Origin of the sequence: Paenibacillus sp. GCM10027628 (assembly GCF_042676385.1) — a bacterium.
GTDB lineage: Bacteria > Bacillota > Bacilli > Paenibacillales > NBRC-103111 > Paenibacillus_E.
This window is the reverse complement of record NZ_JBHTHA010000048.1, coordinates 34842-59482: the sequence shown is the minus strand read 5'-3', so window position 1 is coordinate 59482 and position 24641 is coordinate 34842. Positions and strand designations below refer to the sequence as shown.

General features: G+C 47.0%; 22 protein-coding genes. 19 read left to right on the top strand and 3 right to left on the bottom strand.

The genetic code is table 11. The annotated features are described in order from the left end of the window. Positions 1 to 102 precede the first annotated feature (102 nt). Positions 103 to 1128 carry an acyltransferase family protein gene (locus tag ACFQZT_RS29445; RefSeq protein WP_379306012.1) on the bottom strand — a complete coding sequence of 342 codons (1026 nt, stop codon included), beginning with the start codon at positions 1126 to 1128 and terminating at the stop codon, positions 103 to 105. Positions 1129 to 1308: 180 nt separating this feature from the next. Here ACFQZT_RS29445 and ACFQZT_RS29440 point away from each other — a divergent pair, with 180 nt between their 5' ends. The 3 genes from ACFQZT_RS29440 to ACFQZT_RS29430 all read left to right on the top strand — a co-directional run bounded on the left by ACFQZT_RS29440 (position 1309) and on the right by ACFQZT_RS29430 (position 3196). Next, positions 1309 to 1818: a hemerythrin domain-containing protein gene (locus ACFQZT_RS29440; protein ID WP_379306010.1), complete on the top strand. Its 510-nt coding sequence runs from the start codon at positions 1309 to 1311 to the stop codon at positions 1816 to 1818. Positions 1819 to 1845: 27 nt separating this feature from the next. After that, on the top strand, positions 1846 to 2274 hold the full coding sequence (locus ACFQZT_RS29435; protein ID WP_379306008.1) for a universal stress protein: 429 nt from the start codon (positions 1846 to 1848) through the stop codon (positions 2272 to 2274). 103 nt (positions 2275 to 2377) lie between these two features. Beyond that, the gene (locus ACFQZT_RS29430) at positions 2378 to 3196 is read left to right on the top strand and encodes a formate/nitrite transporter family protein (protein WP_379306006.1); all 819 of its coding nucleotides are present in this window, start codon (positions 2378 to 2380) and stop codon (positions 3194 to 3196) included. A 153-nt stretch (positions 3197 to 3349) separates the two neighbouring features. Here ACFQZT_RS29430 and ACFQZT_RS29425 read toward each other — a convergent pair whose 3' ends face one another. Both ACFQZT_RS29425 and ACFQZT_RS29420 read right to left on the bottom strand, forming a co-directional pair. Then, on the bottom strand, positions 3350 to 3895 hold the full coding sequence (locus ACFQZT_RS29425; RefSeq protein WP_379306004.1) for a DoxX family protein: 546 nt from the start codon (positions 3893 to 3895) through the stop codon (positions 3350 to 3352). A 208-nt stretch (positions 3896 to 4103) separates the two neighbouring features. Beyond that, positions 4104 to 4826, bottom strand: a complete 723-nt coding sequence (locus ACFQZT_RS29420) for a Crp/Fnr family transcriptional regulator (RefSeq protein ID WP_379306002.1) — start codon at positions 4824 to 4826, stop codon at positions 4104 to 4106. 181 nt (positions 4827 to 5007) lie between these two features. Here ACFQZT_RS29420 and mobA point away from each other — a divergent pair, with 181 nt between their 5' ends. The 16 genes from mobA (at position 5008) to ACFQZT_RS29340 (ending at position 24638) form a co-directional block, all read left to right on the top strand. Further along, entirely contained in the window at positions 5008 to 5613 is a 606-nt protein-coding gene (mobA, locus tag ACFQZT_RS29415; protein WP_379306000.1) for a molybdenum cofactor guanylyltransferase, read from the top strand. A gap of 109 nt (positions 5614 to 5722) precedes the next feature. Next, positions 5723 to 5887: a cytochrome c oxidase subunit 2A gene (locus ACFQZT_RS29410; RefSeq protein WP_379305998.1), complete on the top strand. Its 165-nt coding sequence runs from the start codon at positions 5723 to 5725 to the stop codon at positions 5885 to 5887. Positions 5888 to 5922: 35 nt separating this feature from the next. After that, positions 5923 to 6393, top strand: a complete 471-nt coding sequence (locus ACFQZT_RS29405; RefSeq protein WP_379305996.1) for a cytochrome c oxidase subunit II — start codon at positions 5923 to 5925, stop codon at positions 6391 to 6393. A gap of 31 nt (positions 6394 to 6424) precedes the next feature. Continuing rightward, positions 6425 to 8089: a b(o/a)3-type cytochrome-c oxidase subunit 1 gene (locus tag ACFQZT_RS29400; RefSeq protein ID WP_379305995.1), complete on the top strand. Its 1665-nt coding sequence runs from the start codon at positions 6425 to 6427 to the stop codon at positions 8087 to 8089. A gap of 343 nt (positions 8090 to 8432) precedes the next feature. Beyond that, entirely contained in the window at positions 8433 to 11042 is a 2610-nt protein-coding gene (adhE, locus tag ACFQZT_RS29395) for a bifunctional acetaldehyde-CoA/alcohol dehydrogenase (RefSeq protein ID WP_379305993.1), read from the top strand. A gap of 22 nt (positions 11043 to 11064) precedes the next feature. After that, the gene (gene pflB / locus ACFQZT_RS29390; protein WP_379305991.1) at positions 11065 to 13320 is read left to right on the top strand and encodes a formate C-acetyltransferase; all 2256 of its coding nucleotides are present in this window, start codon (positions 11065 to 11067) and stop codon (positions 13318 to 13320) included. A 23-nt stretch (positions 13321 to 13343) separates the two neighbouring features. Continuing rightward, positions 13344 to 14096, top strand: coding sequence for a pyruvate formate-lyase-activating protein (pflA, locus tag ACFQZT_RS29385; RefSeq protein ID WP_379305989.1), 753 nt, complete (start codon positions 13344 to 13346; stop codon positions 14094 to 14096). Positions 14097 to 14297: 201 nt separating this feature from the next. Continuing rightward, on the top strand, positions 14298 to 14603 hold the full coding sequence (locus tag ACFQZT_RS29380) for an STAS domain-containing protein (RefSeq protein WP_379305987.1): 306 nt from the start codon (positions 14298 to 14300) through the stop codon (positions 14601 to 14603). A gap of 52 nt (positions 14604 to 14655) precedes the next feature. Continuing rightward, positions 14656 to 16776, top strand: a complete 2121-nt coding sequence (locus ACFQZT_RS29375) for an EAL domain-containing protein (RefSeq protein ID WP_379305985.1) — start codon at positions 14656 to 14658, stop codon at positions 16774 to 16776. A 25-nt stretch (positions 16777 to 16801) separates the two neighbouring features. Beyond that, positions 16802 to 17344 (top strand): hemerythrin domain-containing protein, encoded by a 543-nt coding sequence (locus tag ACFQZT_RS29370; RefSeq protein ID WP_379305983.1) that lies wholly within the window; start codon positions 16802 to 16804, stop codon positions 17342 to 17344. Positions 17345 to 17356: 12 nt separating this feature from the next. Then, positions 17357 to 17899, top strand: a complete 543-nt coding sequence (hpf, locus tag ACFQZT_RS29365) for a ribosome hibernation-promoting factor, HPF/YfiA family (protein WP_379305981.1) — start codon at positions 17357 to 17359, stop codon at positions 17897 to 17899. A 102-nt stretch (positions 17900 to 18001) separates the two neighbouring features. Then, positions 18002 to 20440 (top strand): nitrite reductase large subunit NirB, encoded by a 2439-nt coding sequence (gene nirB, locus ACFQZT_RS29360; RefSeq protein WP_379305979.1) that lies wholly within the window; start codon positions 18002 to 18004, stop codon positions 20438 to 20440. Positions 20441 to 20452: 12 nt separating this feature from the next. Next, the gene (gene nirD, locus ACFQZT_RS29355) at positions 20453 to 20803 is read left to right on the top strand and encodes a nitrite reductase small subunit NirD (RefSeq protein WP_379305977.1); all 351 of its coding nucleotides are present in this window, start codon (positions 20453 to 20455) and stop codon (positions 20801 to 20803) included. A gap of 76 nt (positions 20804 to 20879) precedes the next feature. Next, positions 20880 to 21920 carry a hypothetical protein gene (locus ACFQZT_RS29350; protein ID WP_379305976.1) on the top strand — a complete coding sequence of 347 codons (1041 nt, stop codon included), beginning with the start codon at positions 20880 to 20882 and terminating at the stop codon, positions 21918 to 21920. Next, positions 21907 to 24078: a molybdopterin oxidoreductase family protein gene (locus tag ACFQZT_RS29345; protein ID WP_379305974.1), complete on the top strand. Its 2172-nt coding sequence runs from the start codon at positions 21907 to 21909 to the stop codon at positions 24076 to 24078. The genes ACFQZT_RS29350 and ACFQZT_RS29345 overlap by 14 nt, the downstream gene beginning before the upstream one ends. Next, entirely contained in the window at positions 24075 to 24638 is a 564-nt protein-coding gene (locus ACFQZT_RS29340; protein ID WP_379305972.1) for a 4Fe-4S dicluster domain-containing protein, read from the top strand. The genes ACFQZT_RS29345 and ACFQZT_RS29340 overlap by 4 nt, the downstream gene beginning before the upstream one ends. Positions 24639 to 24641: the final 3 nt, after the last annotated feature.

Here is a 24641-nt window from a genome sequence, read left to right as displayed (position 1 = left end):
TACTGCTAACTAATGCCATTGTATGTGATTTATTTCACAATCAAAAAATCAATTTACACTTTGCGTAGGAATAGACAGTTATACCTTTTCTTGCTCCATCCTCTACCGGCGGATAGATGTGCTTTTTTTCATGATGAACCTGTTCAAGAAAGTAAGTTTTGGTTCAATCAGAGGCCTGCATACTTTCCTGACCCACGATTGAGACAATAAACAGGTAAGGGCTACAGCAAACAATAGTACAATAGCCGAGTGCCACCCTTTATTCACATGTGCAAATAGACCGACCGCTATGGCCCCTTTGATGATAAATCCTTGCAGGAGAAACACGTATACCGTATATTTTCCCCAGTCGGTCAGCTTGGAGGATACCGCAGGGACTAAGCTTAAGAAGCAAAGGGATGCGATAGCTTCAAGCACGTAAATACCAATGCGATATAAGCCCGCATACCAACCGGAGGTGCCTAGTTCCAAGAACGTATAGCTACTGTAGAGCCATTTGGGATTTATAGGAATGATGTATAGAAAGACAGCCACGACAGCAGTCAGTACGATACTAATCCCTTTAAACAATTGCATAAATGTTCGCTGATGGATATCAAAGCGGAAATAATAACCTGCCAGAAAAAAAGGGAAAAACACAAACGTTCTTGAGAAGCTGAGCCAAGCTCCTGTAAACGGCAAGTATCCAATGATTATCCCGATCAAAATGGAAACCAGAAATGGGCGTCTCAATGAAGCAAATAAAGGGAGCAGTAGTTTCCAACACAGGTGACTTAGCAGAAACCATACCAAGGAATAAGGAATGAAAAACGAGTGGCGTGTGCCAGGTACGTGGAAAAATAGTGCGTCCATAAGCGAATATAAGCTTTGAAAGATGAAGTACTGGTATACAATTTCTGTCAAGCTCTCAAAACCTTGCCGATTAAAGCGGAAATGTTTCGAAAAATATCCCATTACCAAGGCGAACATGGGGATATGAAACGTATAGATCCAGAGGTAAAAAGTATGAAAAGTCTCGCTTTGATCGATTAGCGGTTCTATACTATTGGCTACGACAACAAGTAAAATTAATAGAAATTTGGCATTAAGCATAAAGGTGGTTGCTGGATCCTGATGCTGTTTTTCCATAAGTGACGCCCCCTGAGTCGCTTTTGATGATTAATTTCAACATTATGGTATAGCGCAGTTGGGGGCGGTCGCTATGATAAAAATCACGGCTGATGGATTCAAGGTTGTGATTATTTTCACAGCTCTTCCAAAAGGAAAGGAATACAATGAGTGTAACGAAACCTAAGGAGGTCGTCAGGCATGGTTATCGATTTTGGTCTGCCGCATGATCCGGAACAAGTCCTTAGCATGAAAAAGGCGATACAGCGGCTTAAGGATGAACATAAAGCTTTGAGAGTGGAGCTGGAAGTTGTTCAGGCTAAAGGGAAGGAAATGATTGCATGCTTGCACTCAGCCGAATCGGCACGATTGCTCGAAGAAATACGGGAGCACATGACCGTGTTCGTCAAACATCTGGAAGACCACGAGAACTGGGAAGAGCAAGAGTTGTTTCCGCTATTCTATAACTTCTTGAGCAAGAACATGGACAGCGCCATATTCATCTCTAGATGGGTTCTGGAGGAGGATCACAAGCAAGCGGAACGATTTGTTCGGGCATTCCTGGAAGCATCGGAGGGAAGGTCGATGATAGAAATCACTTCGCTTTTTCAAATATCTTGCTCCGTTTTAGCCGAGCATTTGACTTCCGAAGAGGATATGTTTTTCCCGGTTGTCGAGCAGATCTTGAATCATGGAACGATCTATCAATGATATCCAAAACGAAGGAAGGTGCTTATTATGTTTTGTTCGAAAGTACTGGTGGCTTTTGATGGTTCTGAACTATCTGAAAAGGCATTGGGCAGAGCTGCGCTCATAGCAAAGAGGGATCCGCAAATTGCAGTTAAGGTTCTTGTTGTTAGACCGCAGATGCAGGGCGACAGTATGTATGCGTTGATCGATGAAAGCCTTTTTGATTCGGACGCAGTGTATTGGGACGAAATTGTGAATAAGGTGGAACACAGCTTGAGTCAGTTCAAGAATTCTCATTCTGTAACCTTGATTCAGGGATCACCTCAGACCGAAATCTTGCGATTCGCCGAGAAGCAAAAATGTGATTTGATCCTTATGGGAAGCAGAGGTTTAACGGGGATCAAAGAACTGCTGCTGGGAAGTGTCAGTCATTATGTTGTCCAGCATGCGAAGATTCCTGTTCTCATCGAGAAATAGAACGGTTAAAGGATACGCTTCTCTCCCTTTTATGGAGGGAAACCGTGTCCTTTTTTTAGTATGACATTGTGGATATTTTCACAAAAATGAGGAGGCGAGAACGATGGGGTTCGCGAAACCGGAGGCGATTTGGGAACGTTCCGTGGAAGCCGGGGAGAAAAAGACAAAGTTGGCATTTAGGAACCAAGTGACGCTAGGATTTTTAGGGGGAGCCTACATCTCCTTAGGCTTTTTGTTATATATCCGGGTAAGCGCCTCTGTGCCGGCTGCCTGGAGCGATGCAGGAGGATGGATTGGGGCAGCGTTTTTCCCGATTGGTTTGATTTTGACATTGGTCGCCGGCGGAGAACTGCTGACTGGCAATATGATGGCCGTACCGGCAGCTTATCTTGCGGGAAGAATTCGCTTGCGTCAAGTTGTAAAGAATTGGATGGTCATTACTGTAAGTAATTTCATAGGAGCCCTATTTGTTGCCTATGCGTTTGGGCATTTGATAGGATTAACGGAACATGGTATATATTTGGAGAAAATCATCAAGATTGTGCATGCCAAGACAGATGAATCGTTCCTTACGGCATTGCTTTCCGGGATCGGCTGTAATTGGCTCGTTGCTCTTGCTGTTTGGTTATCTTATGGGGCGGAGGATGGAGCAGGGAAGATATGGGGAATCTGGTTTCCGACCATGGCGTTCGTGGCCATCGGATTTCAACACGTTGTGGCTAATATGTTCGTCATACCAGCAGCCATATTTGCCGGCCAATCTAGTTGGGAAGCGTACCTGCATAATTTCATCCCGGTTTTTATTGGTAATGGGATTGGAGGCGCGGTCTTTGTTGCGGGGCTGTATCGGAGAAGCTTAGAAATTCCGGTGAAAGAGGAAAAGAGGGTTCTCTCAACTCGCTCTACTCAAATTAAGCATTGATTGACACTTCTTGAGCAAATGGAGGGCAAGCGAAAGCCAACCGAACCGGGGCTCTAAGCTTGCTTTCGGTTTTCTTTTTTTGAAATACAAAAAAAGCTGCCCCTAAGGTCAGTTGATGGCCTTTTGAGACAGCATCTTTGAATTGAACAACCGTTAGATATGAGCCGGTTTGGTGTTGCCAGTGCCGGTTTTGTTGTGTTTGGTACCTTCTTTCTTGCGGGTGATTATTTTACGAAGCAGGGGAAGAAGGTAATAGTCGACGCCGAATTTGCCCGTATTGGCTCCCCCAATGAACAAGATAGCGCCAATCAGTATAAACCAAGGATTCGTGCTAACGGTTCCGGCGAACATGAACATGAAGTTCATCAAGAGTCCGAAGAATGCAGCAGCGGCCGTCAAGGCTCCCAGGATCAGCCCGAGACCAACCAAGAATTCGCCAAGAGGGATCATGAAGTTAATGAACTTGACGTTCGGTAATGCGAAGTTTTGGACAAAAGCGGTGAATGTCGGATAAATGAGTTCGTTCGTCGCTTTGTCGATAACCGGCTTGGTAACGGCATTATTTAAGAAACCGCCGGCATCGAATCCCTTCGTTAATTTATCCCATCCGTGGGTGAGCCATTCGAAGCCGAGATAAAGTCGAACCAATAAAAGGACAGCAGCAGCATATTTATTCTCTCTAAGCCATTTAACTAACATAACAATCATCTCCTATTAATAAAATGTGAAAAAAATCACAAACAATTGTTGAAAAATCCAGCATCGTCTATTTTAAATCCAAGCGAGATCGTTTCATGTCACATCTCCCTTTCCTTCATTTGTCTTTCTCTTGACACCTTTAGATTATCATGTTTTGATTTTTGGCCGATGTGATGAAAATCACAGCGCAACAAATCATCACTGAATATCACAATCTGCAAACGTCTTTAGGGCAGCTTTCACAATGGCAAATATCGCGTAAATATTCGAGATTCATCACGATGAGATTCCCGTTGTCAAATTTAATGGCGTTTGTTTTCCGCAACTCGCTGAGCATTCGATTTACGCTTTCTCTCGTCGCGCCGATCATATCGGCAAGTTCCGTATTGGTCAGCTTTTTCGTAATGACGGTTTGCCCTTCCTGCTGGATACCATAGGAATTCGTAAGCCGAATAATCAACGAGCATAGTGCGCCATGTTTGCCAAACATCATAAGGTCCCGAAATTTCGTCTGTGTCATGCGGTGGACAAGCCCCATCCATTTCATGAATTCAACGGCTAAATCGCCGTGCTGCCAAAGCAATACTTCCAGATCCTTCTGAAGAATGACCCCGACCATACTTTCCTCGATGACTTCTGCATTGAATACTTGCAACGATTGGCGGAAAGGGTCAACCTGACCGAACATATCACCCTCCTGATACATGTATAAAATAAATTGCCGGCCTTCATCCGATGATTTGGTAATTTTGATGCGTCCGCTTTTTATGAAGATCAGCTTATCGGCAGGGTCTCCCTCCCAGAATAAATGCGCTCCGGCAGCGACCTTCATTTTATACATGATTTGCTGCAGTTTAGATAAGCTTTCTGCAGAGAAGCACTCTGTATTTCGAACGCCGACCTCTTGATTTATGGTTTGTTTGTTCTCCATGCCTTTATCCGCTCCCAACAACATGATGAAGTAAGTTCATTAAGTATAATTGTTCTTTTGTAATTGCGATGTGATCTATGTCACAGGCCGCTTTTGGGGGTGTGACATTTTTCACTTACATCCCCCTTTCGTTTTACTAAAGTAAGAACTATATAAAACTTGATAAAGGGGAGTGATGGTGATGCTTACGGGAGTCATTTTGGCCGGTGGAGCAAACCGTCGAATGAAAGGGGAACTGAAAGCTTTGCTTCCGTTTGACGGACAGCCTCTCATTGTCCGGCAAGTGGATCGGATGAGGAAATTGTGCGATGAGATGATCGTCGTAACCAACGATCCGATGCCATATCTGCCCATTCTGGACCGTTCCGTGCGGATTATAACTGATTTTTTCGCTGGCCACGGACCGCTCGGGGGCATGCATGCGGCATTGTCGTTAGCCAAACATACCTCCGTATGGGTTGTTGGTTGTGATATGCCGTTCATTTCGAGTCAAGCAGCAGAGCTTTTGTGGAACAGAAAGCGGGATGGTTTTGAAGCAGTAGTTCCGCTTGTGGCGGGTGGATTGTTCCCCTTGCATGGCATTTATGACCGATCATGCAAAACTAAAATTCTTCCTTTGCTCGATAGAGGTGAAACGAAAGTATCCGCTTTACTCGGACATATTTTCTGGAGCGAATTAGGAGATGAATATTTACAAGAGAATGGAGTCAATCTGAATTTCATCTCCAGCATTAAAACAATGAATGACTATGAAGCTTTTCAAACGATCGCGAAGACGGGGATGTAACGAATTGTTCAGCTTTTCATTTGGGAGAAGTGACATTAATCACAGTGGCAGCGCGAGAATGTTTCTACAATGTGGATATGACAATTTTCGTAATGGAGGTGGCTCTAAAATGAATCTTAGAAAGATAAGCAATGAGCAACTGGAACATAGCGCGATAAAAAAAGAGGAACAGGAACCGGCGCTGAACGGCACATTTGCCGCCGTCATGCTGCTTGGAACTTTTTTGGCTGCAAGCTGGCTCGCCGTATTTATATTGTTTCTTTCCAGACAGTAGCACTAATTACGATTCGAAAAGGATGGGGTTAAGCCATGCATATTCATAAACTTGAGAAAATTTGGCTAACGATTGGCATCAGCATGTTGTTCGTGTTTCTAGGCGTTTTGGGCGTTTCCGCGTTTGCTATGGGGGTAAAACCGCCTAGTGAGCATCATCATCAGATCGATCCTTCCAAGGTCAAGGAGACAGCCCCTTTTGACAAACCCGGGCTGCTTCAGACAGGCGATCATGAGTACGAAGCGGTGATGATCGCGTTCACCTTTGGGTATGCGCCGGAAAAAATGGAGGTGCCTGCAGGAGCAACGATCAACTTTATCGTCACAAGCCAGGATGTTGTACATGGCTTCGAGATTCCGGGGACGAATGTCAATATGATGATTGTTCCCGGGGAAGTTAGTCACGTGAGCCATACGTTTACAAAGCCGGGGGAATACCTGATTTTGTGCAACGAGTATTGCGGCGGGGCGCATGAATATATGAAAACGACGATCATCGTGAAATGACGATAAGGAACCTGAAAGGTGGATGTCTGGGATGAAGACGGGACGATTGGAATTATTCGAAAACAAATTCGATCTCAAAGACGGCAAGCTAGTCGTTGCCCATATTATTGTCGCTTTCATAGCCCTGCTCATTGGAGGAATCGCAGGGCTGCTGCAAACGATGGTGAAGAGCGGGACGATCAAACTGCCTTATGGGATCGGTTATTATGAACTGCTGACCGCACATGGCGTTTTGATGGCGATTGTATTTACAACCTATTTTATTATAGGTTTTCTATACTCAGGCGTTTCATACACGCTAGGCGGAAAATTGCTGCCGATCGTGAATCGGTTGGGGTGGCTTGGATTTGCTTTCATGACTGTAGGAACTGCGCTCGGTGTTGTCATGGTTTTGACGGGAAAAGCAAGCGTACTGTATACCTTCTATGCGCCTATGAAAGCTTCCCCTTATTTTTACATCGGATTAGCCTTATTGGTTGTAGGAAGCTGGATTAGCGGGTGGGGCATATTTTATCAGCTTAAGTATTGGAAAAAGACGCATCAGGGCAAGCTTTCTCCTTTGTTTGCTTTTATGGCGGTCATCACTTTCCTTATGTGGCAAATCGCCACAATCGGTGTTGCAGCAGAGGTCCTGATTCAGCTTATTCCATGGTCTTTCGGATGGGTGGAAACGATCAATGTGATGCTGAGCCGTACCTTATTCTGGTACTTCGGCCATCCGCTCGTGTATTTCTGGCTAATGCCCGCGTACATTTGCTGGTATGTGATTATTCCCAAGATTATCGGAGGCAAAATTTATAGCGACGCGCTTGCCAGATTGTCTTTTGTCCTTCTGCTGTTATTTTCGATTCCGGTAGGATTTCACCATCAATTGATGGAGCCGGGCATCAGTTCCTTCTGGAAGTACTTGCAGGTTGTTCTGACCTTTATGGTCGTCATTCCATCTCTGATGACTGCATTTTCGTTATTCGCAACTTTTGAGCTGAATGGACGCGCCAAAGGAGCCAAAGGGCTGTTCGGTTGGGTGAAAGTGATGCCATGGAAGGATGTTCGATTCTTCGCTCCATTTATGGGGATGCTGATCTTTATCCCGGCCGGTGCAGGCGGACTAATCAATGCAAGCAACCAAATGAATGCAGTGGTCCACAATACGTTATGGGTTACGGGACACTTTCACTTGACGGTCGCGACAAGCGTGGCGCTTACGTTTTTCGGGATTACGTATTGGCTGCTTCCCGCAGTAACGGGCCGTGTCCTGACGAAGCGCATGAATAAGCTTGGGATTATTCAAACGGTCATCTGGTGTGTGGGCATGTTCTTTATGTCTGGGGCGATGCATCTTGTCGGACTATTCGGCGCACCGCGGAGAACGGCATTCACGACCTATGAAGGAAATCCGGATGCGGCAACCTGGATGCCGTATTATGTATTCATGGCAATTGGCGGCACCGTTTTATTTATCGGCGTGTTGTTAATGGTGTACAACGTTTTCGCGCTGCTTCGGGCGCCGAAGGGTGTGACCGAGTATCCGATCGGCGAAGCCATGGAACAGGCCGAAGCGACTCCGGCATACCTGGATCGCTGGAGCGTGTGGATCAGCTTGTCGGTAGTGCTGATATTGGTTGCTTATACGATACCGTTAATGGATATGATTATGCAATCAGGTGTTGGTTCAAAAGGGTTTGTTACTTGGTAATGTGAAAGAGGGCACCAGTTTTTAACCACATCAGAAAGTTTAAGTTCACTAAAGCGCTAAAGCGTGGTGAAGACTTTCTGATTGGCATGAAAAGCTACCTCTTACGCAGGGCCATTCATCGTGGAAAGGGCTCCGCATAGGAGCTTTTCTTAAAAGAAAAAGCTGGTGCTTCTTCTTCACAACAACTTGTGAATTGTTTCACAAAAGCTTCAAGAGATGGTTATCCATAAAATCCCTGGTTGTGATTTATATCATAGTTGAATAAAGGTCATGAAGATTAAGCTAATATCAGAAAACACAACAACGGCAACCCATCAATTAACGATAGAGGAGTGGATCGAGTATGGCGATGAAAGAAATCAAGATTAAAGAGCAGATTTCCGCGCAGGATGAAGTGAATCAGTTGGTAGCAAGAGCCAAGCTTGCACAGAAAGCTTTTATGGAATTGGATCAAGAACAGGTGGATGTCATCGTGCAGCAAATGGCGCTCGCCGGAATCGACAAGCATATGTCGCTTGCCAAACTGGCTGTCGAAGAAACGGGACGCGGTGTCTATGAGGATAAGATCACGAAGAACCTGTTCGCGACCGAATACATCTATCACAGCATAAAAAATAACAAAACTGTGGGTGTTATTGAGGAAAATGCTTACGAAAGCTACCGGATGGTAGCGGAACCTGTTGGCATTATTGCGGGTGTCACCCCCGTCACGAATCCGACTTCGACAACGATGTTCAAGTCGTTAATTGCGACCAAAACCCGCAATCCGATCATATTCGCTTTCCACCCTTCCGCTCAGCAATCCAGCGCTGCGGCTGCTGCAACGTTGCTGGACGCCGCAGTGAGAGCGGGTGCCCCTGAACATTGCATCCAGTGGGTGAAGCATCCATCCGTGGAAGCAACGCAACTGCTGATGAATCATCCGGATGTGGCGTTAGTGCTTGCTACCGGCGGGTCCTCCATGGTAAAGGCCGCTTACAGCACAGGGAAACCGGCTCTAGGCGTCGGCCCCGGCAACGTGCCTTGCTTCATTGAGAAGTCGGCGAATTTGCCGCAAGCTGTCAATGATTTGATTTTATCCAAGACGTTCGACAATGGCATGATTTGCGCTTCCGAGCAATCCGTTATTATTGAAGAAGCCGTCTATGTGGAAACAAGAAAGCTCATGACCGATCAAGGTTGTTACTTCTTAAACAAAGAGGAAACGGAAGCTGTATCCAAACTTGTTATTAATAATGAAAAATGCGCGGTTAATGCCGTTATCGTCGGCCAATCCGCAGTGAAAATTGCCGAAATGGCGGGCATCAAGGTACCGTCTGCAACGAAAGTGCTGGTCGCCGAGCTCGCCGGAGTTGGCGAGGCTTACCCATTATCAGCTGAGAAATTAAGCCCTGTACTTGCTTGCTATAAGGTGAAAACGGCAGAGCAAGGGATAGCTCGAGCGGTTGAAGTCGTCAAATTCGGCGGCATGGGCCATTCCTCGGTGATCCACTCGCAAAATAAGGATGTGATCGAAGCATTTGCTGCTAAATTGCAGACAGGACGCGTGATTGTCAATTCTCCGTCCACACATGGCGCGATCGGGGACATTTACAACACCAATCTGCCGTCGTTGACGCTCGGTTGCGGATCTTACGGACATAACTCAACAACCTCCAACGTAAGTGCTGTGAACCTGATCAACGTGAAGCGGGTTGCTTATCGCACGGTCAATATGCAGTGGTTTAAAATACCGCCGAAAGTTTACTTTGAAAAAGGCGCCACACAGTACCTGGAAAAGATGCCGGACATCACACGCGTGATGATCGTCACCGATCCTATGATGGTGAAGCTCGGTTACGTGGAGCGAGTCGAATATTATTTGCGCAAGCGTCAGCTCCCCGTCTACATCGAAATATTCTCGGATGTTGAACCGGATCCATCCGTTGAAACGGTAGAGCGGGGCAGAGCGCAGATGGCAAGCTTCCAGCCGGATTGCATTATCGCCTTGGGCGGCGGCTCTCCGATGGATGCGGCCAAAGCGATGTGGCTGTTCTATGAATACCCGGATACGAGCTTCGATGCGTTGAAACAGAAGTTCATGGATATCCGGAAGCGGGTTTACAAGTATCCGCGCCTTGGACGCAAAGCCAAGTTCGTCGCGATTCCTACCACTTCGGGTACAGGATCGGAAGTGACTTCTTTTGCGGTCATCACCGATAAGGAGAAAGGCAATACGAAGTACCCGCTGGCGGATTACGAGCTGACTCCCGACGTTGCCATCATTGACCCTGATTATGTATACAGCTTGCCGAAAACGGCAGTTGCTGACACCGGTATGGACGTCCTCACGCATGCGATTGAGGCATACGTGTCCGTCATGGCAAATGATTACTCCGATGGTTTAGCCATGAAAGCAATCCAGCTTGTGTTCCAAAATCTGGAGAAATCATTCGCCACGGGGGACCCTGTTGCACGCGAGAAAATGCATAATGCATCGACGATAGCAGGTATGGCTTTCGCGAACGCGTTCCTTGGCATTAACCATAGTCTGGCGCACAAATGGGGCGGTGAATACCATACCGCTCACGGACGCACCAATGCGATTCTCATGCCGCATGTGATCCGCTATAATGCCCAGAAGCCAACGAAGTTTACTTCGTTCCCGAAATATGACCACTTCGTGGCGGATCAACGCTATGCCGAAATTGCCCGCATGCTCGGACTACCTGCCAAAACAACGGAGGAAGGCGTGAACAGCTTGATCGATGCCATTCGCAAGTTGAATAAAATACTTGGCATTCCTGAGAAATTCCAGGATCTCGGGTTTAATCCCGAACAATTCGAGGCGCGCGTAGAGTACTTGGCGGATCGGGCTTTCGAAGACCAATGTACAACTGCGAATCCACGGATGCCATTAGTAACGGAGTTAGTCGATGTTTACCGCCACGCGTTCTACGGCAGGTTTGAGTAAACGGAAACTGGAGGTGCCGATCATGGCCATACGAGAAACAGATTTGCAAACGAATAGTTGGAGAGGATTTACAAAAGGCAAGTGGGAACATAGGGTTGATGTGAAAGATTTTATTGATACAAACATAACCCCATACACCGGGAATCATGCCTTCTTGGCAGGGCCTACAGAAGCTACGGAAGAACTGTGGCAAATGGTCAGTGAATGGACCCGCAAGGAAAGGGAGAACGGCGGCGTCTTGGACATAGACGTAAACACCGTATCTACGATTACCTCGCATGCACCGGGTTATATTGCGCAGGACAAAGAGCAGATCGTCGGTCTGCAAACCGATGCTCCTTTGAAGCGGTCCGTGCAGCCGTTCGGCGGAATCCGCATGGTGATCGATGCTTGCGAGGCTTACGGTTTTAAGCTGCCTGAAGAGATCGTTTGCCAATTCACGGATATTCGTAAAACGCATAATCAAGGCGTATTCGACGCCTACACCACGGAGATGAAGACAGCCCGCAAGGCGGCAATCATCACGGGTCTTCCGGATGCATACGGTCGGGGACGAATCATCGGCGATTATCGTCGTGTCGCCTTATACGGCGTAGACAGGTTAATCGAGGAGAAAAAGAAGGACCTTCTCCAGCTTGAAGTAGACGCCATTACAGAGGACGTCATTCGGCTTCGTGAAGAGTTGTCCGAGCAAATCCGCAGCTTAGGCGAGCTTAAGCGGATGGCAGAGTCTTACGGCTATGATATTTCAGCGCCGGCGGCTAACGCCCGCGAAGCGGTGCAGTGGGTATACTTTGCTTATTTGGCTGCGATTAAGGAGCAAAATGGCGCAGCCATGAGCCTTGGACGCGTATCAAGCTTCCTCGATATTTATATCGAACGGGACTTGCGGGAAGGGGCTTTGACAGAAGAACAAGCGCAGGAACTTGTGGACCATTTTGTTATGAAGCTGCGTATCGTTAAGTTCTTGCGCACCCCCGATTATAATGAGCTGTTTAGCGGAGATCCGACCTGGGTAACGGAATCGATCGGCGGTATGGGGCTGGATGGCAAACCGCGCGTTACGAAAAATTCCTTCCGATTCCTTCATACGTTGTACAATTTAGGCCCCGCACCCGAACCCAATCTGACGGTGCTTTGGTCGACACAGTTGCCTGAAGATTTCAAAGCATACTGCGCCAAGGTATCGGCAGAGACGAGTTCGATTCAATATGAAAACGATGATCTGATGCGTCCTTATTACGGAGACGATTACGGCATCGCATGCTGCGTATCCGCGATGCGGATCGGCAAGCAAATGCAATTTTTCGGGGCCCGCGCCAATTTGGCAAAAGCTTTGCTGTATGCCATCAACGGCGGTGTGGATGAGAAGCTCGGCATTCAAGTCGGACCGAAGCTGGCTCCCATTTCTTCCGAAGTGTTGGACTATGAAGAAGTTGCAGAGAAGTTCGATACGGTGATGGAGTGGCTGGCAAAGCTGTACATGAACACATTGAATGTCATTCACTACATGCATGATAAATACTGCTACGAACGGCTAGAAATGGCCTTGCATGACCGCGAGATTTTGCGGACGATGGCCTGCGGCATTGCCGGATTATCCGTGGTCGCAGACTCGTTCAGCGCCATCAAGCATGCAAAAGTGCGGCCCATCCGCAACGAAAAAGGAATTGCCGTCGACTTTGAGATCGAAGGGGAGTATCCGCAGTACGGAAACAACGATGAACGTGTGGACGCCATTGCCGTCCAATTGGCCGAAACGTTCATGAATAAGCTCCGCAAGCATAAGACTTACCGCGGTGCGCTTCCGACGATGTCGGTTCTGACGATTACATCGAACGTCGTTTATGGGAAAAAGACAGGAAGCACGCCGGATGGACGAAAAGCGGGCGAGCCATTCGCACCGGGCGCCAATCCGATGCACGGACGCGATCGCAAAGGGGCGTTAGCGTCGCTGGCCTCCGTATCCAAAATCCCGTATGAACATTGCCTGGACGGTATTTCCAATACGTTCTCCATTGTGCCGAAGGCGCTCGGGCGCGAAGAAGATACACGAATCTCGAATCTCGTATCGCTGCTGGACGGATACATGGCGAACCAGGGGCATCATTTGAATATTAACGTATTTGATCGCGCGCAGCTTCTCGATGCAATGGAGCATCCGGAGCAGTATCCGCAGCTAACGATTCGCGTTTCCGGCTACGCCGTTAACTTCATCAAGCTGACACGTGAGCAGCAGCTTGATGTCATTCACCGGACTTTCCATGGAACGATGTAAGTACAGAAAGGGGTGCAGACCTCATGAAAGGACGCATACATTCCTTCGACACCTTCGGCACCGTTGACGGTCCGGGCATCCGCTTCGTGCTTTTCATGCAAGGTTGTGCGCTGAAATGCCAATATTGTCATAATCCGGATTCATGGGAAATGAATGCAGGAAGGCAGATGGACGTAGAGGAGATATTAGAAGAGATAGAGCCTTATTTGGAGTATTACCGCCGTTCCGGAGGCGGGATTACGGTGACGGGGGGAGAGCCGACTTTGCAAGCTCCCTTCGTGGCCCGTTTGTTTGCAGAATGCAAGCGGCGTTTTGGCTTGCATACGGTACTGGATACCAATGGCTTCTGTGAGCAAGACCATGCGAATGAGCTGCTGAGCGTTACCGATCTGGTGCTGCTGGATCTTAAACAGATGAATCCGGATAAGCATATCGCGCTTACGGCGCAGCCGAATGATCGGATCAAGCGCTTCGCTAATCATTTAAATGAGATTCATAAGCCCATGTGGATCCGTCATGTTTTAGTACCGGAATGGACGGATGACTATTCGGATTTATTGGACCTGGGCATGTTCGTAGGCTCTTTGGATAATGTAAAGAAAATAGAGCTGTTGCCTTACCACAGGATGGGTGTATACAAATGGGAGCAAATGGGCGTATCGTATCCGCTTGAGAATTGTCCCACTCCAACCGATCGGGACGTTATCCGGGCGCGAAGCATTATAGATCGGGGTATCAAAGCTAGCCAAACCGGACATGCAGGCATAAGTGATTAAACGATGTTCCATCAAGGCAAAAACTTGCTTTGGTGGTTTTTTTTCGATAATGGACTGGTTTCTATGTGACGAAAGTCACAGCGGGAAGAAGACTGGATGTTAGATACTGAAACTAAGGTCATCAAAGATAGCAAATGAGGAAACGAAAGTAACGCCGGTGAAAAAAATAAGCCCATGTATGAATAACCGGGGGGATAAACGATGTTTTTGGATGTTCGGGTGTTCGAGGGACAGGTGCATGTAACGCCTACGGGTAAAATTTATGTGGACGAAGCAACGATCGTAAGAGAAAAGCTGTTTCCCTATATCGACAAAGGATATAAGCAATTTGTTTTTAACTTACGCGAAGTGGACGATATGGATAGTTCCGGACTTGGCGTTCTGGTCGCGATTCAGAAGAGAGCTCTAATACATGGAGGCGGGGTAGTTATTAAGGGGCTGCAGGGGGATGTCAAAGAACTGTTCGAGCTGACTCGCCTGACGAAGGTTTTTGAGATTCAACCCTGATCGTCATACTCTCAAATGAAACAAGTTGCTGACTTAAAGGTGGTTATCGGATATGAAAAATAAGCTGCAGCTTTATGCACGTGTATTTTACAAAGTGATGGAATCCATCATGATTACAGATTCCGGAGGCGTCATTCTATCAGTCAATCCAGCGTTTAGCGCGACAACCGGCTATACGGAGGAGGAGGCGGTGGGTCAAACTCCCCGTATTTTATATTCCGGCATTCAGGAAACTGCGTTTTATATTCATATGTGGGCGAAGATTCATGAAACCGGCAGTTGGCAAGGGGAGATTTGGAATCGAAAGAAGAACGGGGAGCTGTATCTCGAATGGCTGACGATCAGTACAGTAAGGGATGAACATGGGAAAATATCCAATTATGTAGGGATATTTCTGGATATAACGGAGAGAAAAAAGGCTGAGGAAAAATTGCAGCTGCATGCCAGGGTGTTTGAAACGGCGAGCGAAGGGATCATGATTACGGATACGAAGGGAACCATATTATCGGTCAACCCGGCGTTCACGGAAACAACCGGCTATACGGAGGATGAGGCTCTGGGCCAAACTCCGCGCATGCTGCATTCCGGCGTACAAGATGCCGAGTTCTATATACATATGTGGGCTTCGATTCATGAAACGGGCGGCTGGCAGGGCGAGATTTGGAATCAGCGGAAGAATGGCGAAGTGTACCCGGAGTGGCTAACGATTAATGCCGTGAGAAATGAGAATGACAACATATCCAATTATGTCGGGATTTTCACGGATATTACAGAGCGTAAGCTAACGGAAGAGAATTTAAAGTATTTGGCCCATTACGATGTATTGACCGGGCTCCCGAACCGGTTCTTATTTCATGACCGGCTGAATCATGCCATTCTGCAAGCGCAACGTCAAAAAAAATGGGTCGCCTTGATGTTTATTGATCTTGACCACTTTAAACTGATTAACGACTCGTTGGGACATGCAGTCGGAGACCAATTGCTGCAGAAGGCAAGCAAACGATTGAAAAGCTGCGTTCGAACTAAGGATACCGTGTCGCGATTGGGCGGTGACGAATTCACGGTAATTTTACCGGATATTCAGAAAACCGAAGATGCTTTGCCTGTAGCTCGAAAAATATTGGAAGAACTCGCTCTTCCTTTCTTCGTTGAAGAACATGAACTGTTTATAACGGCTAGCATCGGAATCAGCATTTATCCATTGAACGGAGATGATGGCGATACCTTAATTAAACATGCCGATTCGGCCATGTATCGGGCCAAGGAACAGTCAAATAATTACCAGATGTATACGACGGATATGAATGCAACTTTTGTACGGAAAATGCAACTGGAGAACGGGTTGCGAAAAGCATTGGAAAAAGAGCAATTAGCAATTGTTTACCAACCGCAAATGGACATACGAACGGGTCAAATCACCGGCGTGGAAGCCTTGCTGCGCTGGCAGCATCCCGAACTGGGCATGGTGTCGCCGAACGAGTTTATTCAGATCGCCGAGGAAAACGGCCAAATTGACGAAATTGGAGCATGGGTATTGCGTAAGGTTTGCGAACAGAACAAAGTTTGGCAGTTAGCAGGCTATCCTCCGATAAAATGCGCCATCAATCTGTCCCCGAGACAGTTCAAAAATAAGAATCTGATTGAAACGGTCAAGCGAATATTGCAGGAAACCGGGCTGTCCCCGAGTTATCTGTGTTTTGAAATTACAGAAAGAATCAGCATACACCGGATTGAATCGGTACTGGCAGTTTTGCATGGATTAAAAGAGATAGGGGTGGAGTTAGCCATTGACGATTTTGGCAAGGGCCACTCCGCTTTAAGTTATTTGAAGAGGTATCCCATTGATATATTGAAAGTGGATAAATATTTCGTTCAAGACATCGAAACGGATCTTGGGAACGCGTCGATTGCTAAAGCTATTATTGATATGGCCCACGGTTTGGGGATCCGGGTGATTGCCGAGGGCGTGGAAACGGAAAATCAGCTTACCTTTCTTAAGAAGCTGCATTGTGATTCCATTCAAGGATATTGGTTAAGCCGACCTCTTCCTCCCGAAGAGATCGTGTTCTATTTCAAGGCAGAGGGAAGAAGGATTTCTTCGGCATCGGCGGTTGATGTGATGTATCGCACAGCGATTATCGATAAGCGGATCTATACTATAAATAGAAGCTAACAACGCACTTTTGGAGGGATTGTGTATGGCACTACATTCATTGAGCTGCACATTGGGAATCGCCTCTTCCAACCCATCGGAACTTGTTTTTGCCACGGATCGTTTGAGGGAAGAGCATGACCGCTTAAGACAGCAATTAAAGGTTCTTGAAACGAGCGCCAAAGAAATAGGTCATCTAAATGATCCGGCGAAAGGTATCAAGGTTCTGCAAAGTCTAAGGCGGCAAGCCTCTGAGTTTGTTGAAGCGTTGGAACGTCACGCCGAGTGGGAGGATCAGGAATTATTCCCTTTCCTTCTTGAGTATTTTCACCGACAAGTTGCTCCGTCGATTACGCCCTCTTTCTGGGTGCTTGAAAAAGATCATCAATTGGCGCTTTTATTTATTCAAACGTTTCATGACGCCGTCATCGATTTAACACCGTTAGTCGTAAAAAAACAGCTCGTAGAGGCATCAGCGCATCTCATACAGGCTTGTTTGATTTTAAAGGATCACTTTGCCATGGAGGAGCAACTCGTGTTCCCTTTGACTGAAAAAGTGCTAACCGATTTAGAATACTTCTTCTCATAGGAGCTGAACGAAATGAAATTGATCGTACATGGGAAAAACATACAGATCACCCCGGCTTTACAAGAATATGTAGAACGCAAGTTAGGGCGGCTTGAATCGTGGTTCGAAGATACTGGTGAGATGCATGTTACATTATCGGTTCAAGGACATAAGCAATTGCATGTTGTAGAGATTACTATCACGTGTAAAGGTGTTGTTCTCCGCGTAGAAGAAAAGCGAAATGACATGTATGCTTCGATTGATTTGGCGGCTGATAAACTAGAAAGAAAGAACAGGAAGCTGAAGGAGAAGATTACTCATAAAATACGTCATCAAGGCGGATTAAAAGATTTAACACTAGAACGAACAGTGTCCACGGATTGGGTGCGCGTTTCTCCTTTTGAAGTTGCCCGGGTGAAGATCGTGCCGAACAAACCGGAGGATATCGAGGAAGCCATTCTTCAGATGAATTTGCTCGATCATAATTTTCATTTGTTTTTTAATAGAGACTCTAATAGAACCGAACTTGTGTATCGGCGAGACGATGGTTCGTATGGACTTATCACGACCGCTTAATATATGGAGGCGCGGGTAAAGTTAAATCCCTTGCCTCCTTTTACTTTGGTATGTGATATTTTTCACGAAGTTTGAATAAGATCGCTAGGAGGCTGAAGGACCATGGCTAAGGAAACAAACCGACAAAAGTTAGTGCTTGTAGGAAACGGAATGGCAGGTATGAACACCATTGAGCAAATCATCAAGCTAGCGCCTGATTTATTCGATATAACGGTCATCGGCAAGGAAGCTCATCCCAACTATAATCGGATACAACTGTCTTTCTTGCTGGAGGGAAGCAAGACATTTGACGAAATCGTTCTGAACGATTTTGATTGGTACAAACAAAATAACATTCAACTGAACACAGGCATAGAGGTAACGGGAATCAATACGTCAGCCAAATATCTCTATACGAGTAACGGACAAATTAAGCCTTACGATAAACTCATCTTGGCAACCGGATCGAATCCGGTGATACTTCCGTTACCAGGCATAGAAAAGGAAGGGATTATCGGCTTCCGGGATGTTCATGACTGCTGCAAGATGATGGAAGCTGCGCAACATTTCAAAAAGGCAGCCGTCATTGGCGGCGGTTTGCTTGGACTCGAGGCGGCGAAGGGACTTTTGAAATTGGGCATGCAGGTTACCGTCGTTCATTTGTTCGAGGATTTGATGGAGAGACAGCTGGATTCAGCTGCAGCATCGATGCTTAAAGCCGAGCTGGAACAGCAAGGGCTTCATTTTATGATGAAGAAAAAAACGGTGGAGATCCTTGGCGATGCGCAAGTTAAAGGGTTGAAATTTGATGATGGTTCCCAGCTTGAAGCCGAATTCATCGTCATGGCAGCTGGAATTGCACCTAATGTTGCTCTTGCGCGAAATTGCGGCATTGCAGCTGAACGTGGCATTGTGGTCGACGATTACATGCGTACAAGCATCAAAGATGTGTATGCTGTCGGTGAATGTAATGAGCATCGCGGCATCTGCTATGGACTGGTAGCGCCGTTATTTGAGCAAGGCGCAGTCTTAGCTAAACATTTGTGCAATGTTCCTACGGAACCCTATAACGGTTCGGTCGTATCGACCAAACTGAAAATTTCAGGTATTGACGTTTTTTCAGCGGGTGAGTTTCAAGATCAGCCTGCTCTAGACATTATTCGTATGCAAGATAACTGGAAGAAAACATATAAAAAAGTTCTTCTCCGAGCCGGGCGCATTGTTGGAGGCGTATTGTTTGGCGATGTTAGCGAATCTGCCCAACTATTAAAGTGGGTAAAGGAGCATGCACCAATGACACCGGAAATTCATGAGCGACTTTTGGGCTCATCGGCTGCTGTAACCGCTGATCCGCTTGCTTTTATCTCTGCCATGCCGGCTGATGAAATTGTATGCGGCTGTAACGGAGTGACCAAAGGCATGATTATACAAGCGATTACAGACAAGGGGCTTAGTACGGTAGATGAAATCAAAGCGTGTACCGGCGCCAGCCGATCGTGCGGCGGATGTCGACCGATGGTAGAAAGCATTCTGGCCATGACACTTGGGGATCGTTATGAAAGCAGCGACAACGTCAAGGAATCGATTTGCGCGTGCACGACACACAGCCGTGAAGATGTGATTGCTGCAATCAAAAATAAAGGATTAACACATGTCCGAGAAGTGATGAATGTACTTGCGTGGAGCAATCCGGAAGGGTGCTCAAAATGCCGGCCCGCCATCAATTATTATATCGGCATGGTATGGCCCGAAGCATTCGTGGATGAACGCGAATCCAGATTCGTGAACGAAAGGCTGCATGCCAATATTCAAAAAGACGGCACCTACTCCGTTATACCCAGAATGTATGGGGGTGTCACGACCCCGGAACAGCTGCGTCAAATCGCAGATGTGGCAGACAAGTATGAAGTAAAAATGGTTAAAGTGACCGGTGGCCAACGGCTTGACCTATTGGGCGTGAAGAAAGAGGATCTCCCTCGCATTTGGGAAGAGCTCGACATGCCTTCAGGCTATGCATATGCCAAAGCGATTCGAACCGTCAAAACGTGCGTAGGTTCTACGTTCTGCCGATTTGGCACACAGGATTCCATCAGCATGGGTATTCTGCTTGAGAAGAAATTTGAACGGCTGTGGATGCCGGCCAAGTTCAAGATGGCTGTCAACGGTTGCCCCCGCAATTGTGCCGAGGCAGAAATTAAAGATTTTGGCATCGTCGGAAATGATGGCGGTTGGGAGATTTATGCCGGTGGCAACGGCGGGGTGAAATTAAGGGCAGCCGATTTGTTGTGTAAGGTTAAGACCGATGAAGAGCTTATCGAACTTGCTTGTGCTTTCATTCAATTTTATCGGGAAACCGGCAAATATGGGGAGCGTACGTCGGATTGGATTGAACGGCTTGGCTTGCACACGATTGTCCAAGAAATCGTCATGAATAAGGATCGTCGCAAACAACTTGTTGAGCGTATCGAACTAGCGCTGTCAGGACTACAAGATCCTTGGAAGGAAGTCGTTGAGCACGAGGAGCTCAAGCATCAGTTATATGAAGAGATTCAGGTGAAATAAGGAGGGATAGAAATGGGAGCTTCCAAAGTAAAGGATTCTGCGGTGCATCATTTGGTTGGTAATCTTGAGGATTTTCCTCTACATCTCGGTAAAACCGTTCATATCGGTGAAACAGAGATTGCTGTGTTCCGGATCTCAGAAGATACGTTATACGCGCTTGAGAATAAAACGGGTCATAAGAAAGGAGGTCCGCTCACGGAAGGTATCGTTAGTGGGGAGTACGTCTATTGTCCGCTGCATGATTGCAAGGTTAATCTTCGTACGGGAGAAGTTCAATTGCCGGATACGGGGCAGGTGAAAACTTTTCCGGTGTCGCTTGAAGGAAATAAAGTTCTGATAATTCACGCGTCCCATCCGCAGTGATAATTCTCACAGTGCTTAGCCGGCCATTCATGTTTTAATTCATATAGGAGATCACGAGTAGGGGAGCAATGAAATCATGGATCGAGCGTTCGCGTCAAAATTCGCCAAATGCGTCTTTTTCGTTGTTTGCGGTTTAATTATTCTCATGTGGATCGGTTCGAGGTTTTTCACTCACATTGACTTGGCTTTGTATGGATATATGGTCGGTACGGTCGTTTTCATTTGCGGTTTCTTTTATCGCTTTATTGCGTGGGGAGAACGGCCCCCAACAAAAATCATATTGAAGAAGGGCATCAAACGTTTATTTCGTAAAAGTACGCCAAAGACAACCGTGGAGCATTTAGCCACTTATCGATTTATCTGGAACCGTGGGTGGTATCGCTGGACACAGCACGTTCTTCTAGGTTGGGGGTGCATTCTTTCCGCTTTTGTAACCTTTCCTCTCGTGTTCGGTTGGATGTATTTTACGATGGGCGAGAATGGAACTTACACAGTCGTAGGTTTTGGGATCGACTTGATGCGAATAAAAGCCGATGGACTTCTTGGATTTCTATTTTATAACGCTTTGAATATAACGGCTTTCATGGTCATTGGCGGCGTATGCATGGCCTTATATCGCAGGCTGAAAAACATGCAGGCGCGTGCGGAACAAACGTTTATTTATGATTTTCTCCCGCTTTATATGTTGTTATTTGTAAGTCTCACAGGTCTTCTGCTGACCTTTTGCAATATTTTCCTACATGGTTATGGGCATCCTGTGGTTACGCTAGTCCATCAATGGTCGGTTATCGTTACTTTGATCTATCTGCCTTTCGGCAAGCTGGCGCATATCCCGTTCCGTCCAATGAGTGTATTTGCCCGCAATTATCGGGAGCACTACGCAGAACAGGCCATGAAAAGCTGCAAAGTATGCGGAGCCGGTTTTGTGTCTCTAGAACAATCGAATGATGTCATCGCTGTGCTGCACGTCAACGATATTGAATTTAAATCAGAGGAAGGCTACCACTTGGCCGAGCTTTGTCTGCCATGCCGCCGGAAATACCGGATGTCTCGTTTTACCGGGATTCCGACCCATCAGATTAGAGTGAAGGAGGCCAATCAAAATGCCAAAGGATAAATTTTATAAAGTCATCGCGAATAAAACGCATCCGAACGAACAGTTGGTGCCTACGCATTGCTCTTACTGCGGCATGCAGTGCGGTATGAATCTGAGGGTGGATACATCCACCAATAAAATTATCGGCGTGGAGCCGCGATATGATTGGCCGGTGACGCTTGGGAAAATGTGCCCCAAAGGTGTAACGGCCTACCAGCAAACGAATCATGATGATCGATTACTACGCCCTTTAATCCGTGATGATGCATCCTTAAAGGGAACCAAGGAAGGGTTTCGCGAAGCGAGCTGGGAAGAAGCTTATGGTTTAATTGCGAGAAGATTTCAAGAACTGCAAGTGCAATATGGTAAAGACTCGCTTTCCGTTTTCAGCGGTGTATCGATGACCAATGAGAAGTGCTACTTAACGGGGAAATTTGCGAGGGTCGCGATGCAAACGCGTTACATTGACTATAATGGCCGTTTTTGCATGTCGAGCGCAGCCGCCGGTTTTCTTCGAAGCTTTGGCGTGGATAGAGGATCAACGCTGCCATGGACGGATCTTCATGAAACGGATTGTTTGTTCATTGCCGGGAGCAATACGGCAGAATGCCATCCTACTTCCATGTTTCGTGTATGGGAAGTCCAGAACCGCGGCGGGTATCTGATTGTAGCCGATCCTCGGGAAACGCCGATCGCCCGCCGTGCGGATGTTCATCTGGACTTGCGTCCGGGAACGGATTTGGCGCTCGCCAATTGCATTGTCAATTTGCTGATCCAAAATGGTCATATCGATGAGCGGTTTGTTGCTGAGCATACCAACGGCTTTGATGAAATGAGAGAAGTTGTGAAAGAGTTCACACCTGAATATACGAGCGAGATCACAGGGGTTGCTCCGGAAAAATTAATTCGGGCCGCCGAAATATACGGCAAGGCGCCGAACGCAGTCGTCATGTTCGCCCGTGGGATCGAGCAGCAGCATAAAGGCTCCGATAATGTTTCCGCTTATACTAATATGTGTTTAGTGACAGGAAAAATCGGCCGTCCGAAATCAGGTGTTGCTACTTTCACCGGACAAGGGAATGGGCAAGGGGGAAGGGAACACGGACAAAAGGCGGATGCACTTCCCGGCTATCGCAAAATTACCAACCCTAAGCACGTGGAAGAGGTTTGTCGGGTTTGGGGCATCCGGCCTGATGAAATGCCGCAGCCGGGCGTCTCGGCATACGAGATGTTCGAGCTCATGATGGATAAGACGATCAGGAGTCTGTATCTTCTCTGTTCCAATCCTGCCGTATCCGCGCCAAACCAAAACTATGTCCGAGCCGCATTAAAAAATCTCGATTTTATGGTTTGTTCCGATATGTACCTCTCGGAATCCGCAGAATTTGCAGATGTCGTATTGCCGTCGGTTACATGGTCGGAAGATGAAGGAACAGTAACCAATCTGGAAGGACGGATCATCAAAATCAATAAAGCGCAGGAACCTGTCGGCGAGTCCAAGCCAGATTGGTTGATCCAATTTGAACTTGCCGAACGACTCGGCAGAGGGCAGTATTTCGGCCATCTGAAGACAGCAAGAGATGTAGCTGACGAATTCCGTCTTGCCTCCAAGGGTGGATATGCCGATTACTACGGAGCCACCTGGGAGAAGATCGATAAGCAAAACGGCGTCTTCTGGCCATGTCGAAGTGATGAGGATCCGGGGACACCGCATATGTTCCTTGACCATAAGTTCTATCATCCGGATGGAAAAGCGAAACTATGCGCTCTTCCTTATCGGCCGCCTGCGGAAGAACCCTGCGAACAATATCCGCTTCGCCTTACGACGGGCCGGGTTGTGTATCATTATTTGTCAGGCAACCAAACAAGGAGAATTCCGTTCCTCCGGGATATGTGCCCGGAACCTTATGTTGAGGTTCATCCCGAGACTGCAGAGCGATATGGCATATCACACGATGAAGTCGTTCGGCTATTTACACGTCGTGGAGAAGCCTTTTATAAAGTGAAAGTCATTGAAGCCATCCGCAAGGATACCGTATTTGTTCCTTATCATTTCGGTCATGAGCAATCGATTAATCTGTTAACGATACCGGCTCTGGATCCCATGTCTCGAATGCCTGAATTTAAGGCGTGCGCCGCACAAATAGAGAAGCAATCCGAGAGGATGAACACCCGATGAAACAACATCTCTACATTGAAATGGATAACTGCATCGGATGCCGGAGCTGCTTGGCTGCTTGTACGCAATGCGGAGGCCACGATGAAAGAAACCGCAACTATGTATACGAGGTTAACCCTCTCGTTAGCCGCCAAACCATTCCTTTAATGTGCCTGCACTGTGTAAATCCGGCGTGTGCAAGAAGTTGTCCGGCGCAGGCTATCCAGATCACGGAAGAAGGAGCTGTACTTTCCGCTTTGGTCGAGAAGTGCATTGGGTGTCAAAACTGTACGATCGCTTGCCCTTATGGAATTCCCAAGTTCGATGAAGAGCAGAATCTGATGTATAAATGCGACCTTTGCTACGATCGTACGAATGAAGGCATTCCCCCGATGTGTGCATCGGTGTGTCCGACCAATACGCTGCAATGGGTTACGGAAGAAGAACTGGCAGCTAAGAAAGAACAGCACAAGCTTGGGAAATGGACGGCAAGCCATCAGCCTTTCGATCCGCTTGAAGGGGAAACAAATGTGAAGATCAGTCTTCCGGGTATTCTGCAAGGAAAACAAAAATTGTTCTAAATA

What these genes read in the sequence shown, in the direction of transcription:
- ACFQZT_RS29445 (WP_379306012.1), bottom strand. Translation starts at nt 1,128, where the DNA reads ATGGAAAAACAGCATCAGGATCCAGCAACCACCTTTATGCTTAATGCC.
- ACFQZT_RS29440 (WP_379306010.1), top strand. Translation starts at nt 1,309, where the DNA reads ATGGTTATCGATTTTGGTCTGCCGCATGATCCGGAACAAGTCCTTAGC.
- ACFQZT_RS29435 (WP_379306008.1), top strand. Translation starts at nt 1,846, where the DNA reads ATGTTTTGTTCGAAAGTACTGGTGGCTTTTGATGGTTCTGAACTATCT.
- ACFQZT_RS29430 (WP_379306006.1), top strand. Translation starts at nt 2,378, where the DNA reads ATGGGGTTCGCGAAACCGGAGGCGATTTGGGAACGTTCCGTGGAAGCC.
- ACFQZT_RS29425 (WP_379306004.1), bottom strand. Translation starts at nt 3,895, where the DNA reads ATGTTAGTTAAATGGCTTAGAGAGAATAAATATGCTGCTGCTGTCCTT.
- ACFQZT_RS29420 (WP_379306002.1), bottom strand. Translation starts at nt 4,826, where the DNA reads ATGGAGAACAAACAAACCATAAATCAAGAGGTCGGCGTTCGAAATACA.
- mobA (WP_379306000.1), top strand. Translation starts at nt 5,008, where the DNA reads ATGCTTACGGGAGTCATTTTGGCCGGTGGAGCAAACCGTCGAATGAAA.
- ACFQZT_RS29410 (WP_379305998.1), top strand. Translation starts at nt 5,723, where the DNA reads ATGAATCTTAGAAAGATAAGCAATGAGCAACTGGAACATAGCGCGATA.
- ACFQZT_RS29405 (WP_379305996.1), top strand. Translation starts at nt 5,923, where the DNA reads ATGCATATTCATAAACTTGAGAAAATTTGGCTAACGATTGGCATCAGC.
- ACFQZT_RS29400 (WP_379305995.1), top strand. Translation starts at nt 6,425, where the DNA reads ATGAAGACGGGACGATTGGAATTATTCGAAAACAAATTCGATCTCAAA.
- adhE (WP_379305993.1), top strand. Translation starts at nt 8,433, where the DNA reads ATGGCGATGAAAGAAATCAAGATTAAAGAGCAGATTTCCGCGCAGGAT.
- pflB (WP_379305991.1), top strand. Translation starts at nt 11,065, where the DNA reads ATGGCCATACGAGAAACAGATTTGCAAACGAATAGTTGGAGAGGATTT.
- pflA (WP_379305989.1), top strand. Translation starts at nt 13,344, where the DNA reads ATGAAAGGACGCATACATTCCTTCGACACCTTCGGCACCGTTGACGGT.
- ACFQZT_RS29380 (WP_379305987.1), top strand. Translation starts at nt 14,298, where the DNA reads ATGTTTTTGGATGTTCGGGTGTTCGAGGGACAGGTGCATGTAACGCCT.
- ACFQZT_RS29375 (WP_379305985.1), top strand. Translation starts at nt 14,656, where the DNA reads ATGAAAAATAAGCTGCAGCTTTATGCACGTGTATTTTACAAAGTGATG.
- ACFQZT_RS29370 (WP_379305983.1), top strand. Translation starts at nt 16,802, where the DNA reads ATGGCACTACATTCATTGAGCTGCACATTGGGAATCGCCTCTTCCAAC.
- hpf (WP_379305981.1), top strand. Translation starts at nt 17,357, where the DNA reads ATGAAATTGATCGTACATGGGAAAAACATACAGATCACCCCGGCTTTA.
- nirB (WP_379305979.1), top strand. Translation starts at nt 18,002, where the DNA reads ATGGCTAAGGAAACAAACCGACAAAAGTTAGTGCTTGTAGGAAACGGA.
- nirD (WP_379305977.1), top strand. Translation starts at nt 20,453, where the DNA reads ATGGGAGCTTCCAAAGTAAAGGATTCTGCGGTGCATCATTTGGTTGGT.
- ACFQZT_RS29350 (WP_379305976.1), top strand. Translation starts at nt 20,880, where the DNA reads ATGGATCGAGCGTTCGCGTCAAAATTCGCCAAATGCGTCTTTTTCGTT.
- ACFQZT_RS29345 (WP_379305974.1), top strand. Translation starts at nt 21,907, where the DNA reads ATGCCAAAGGATAAATTTTATAAAGTCATCGCGAATAAAACGCATCCG.
- ACFQZT_RS29340 (WP_379305972.1), top strand. Translation starts at nt 24,075, where the DNA reads ATGAAACAACATCTCTACATTGAAATGGATAACTGCATCGGATGCCGG.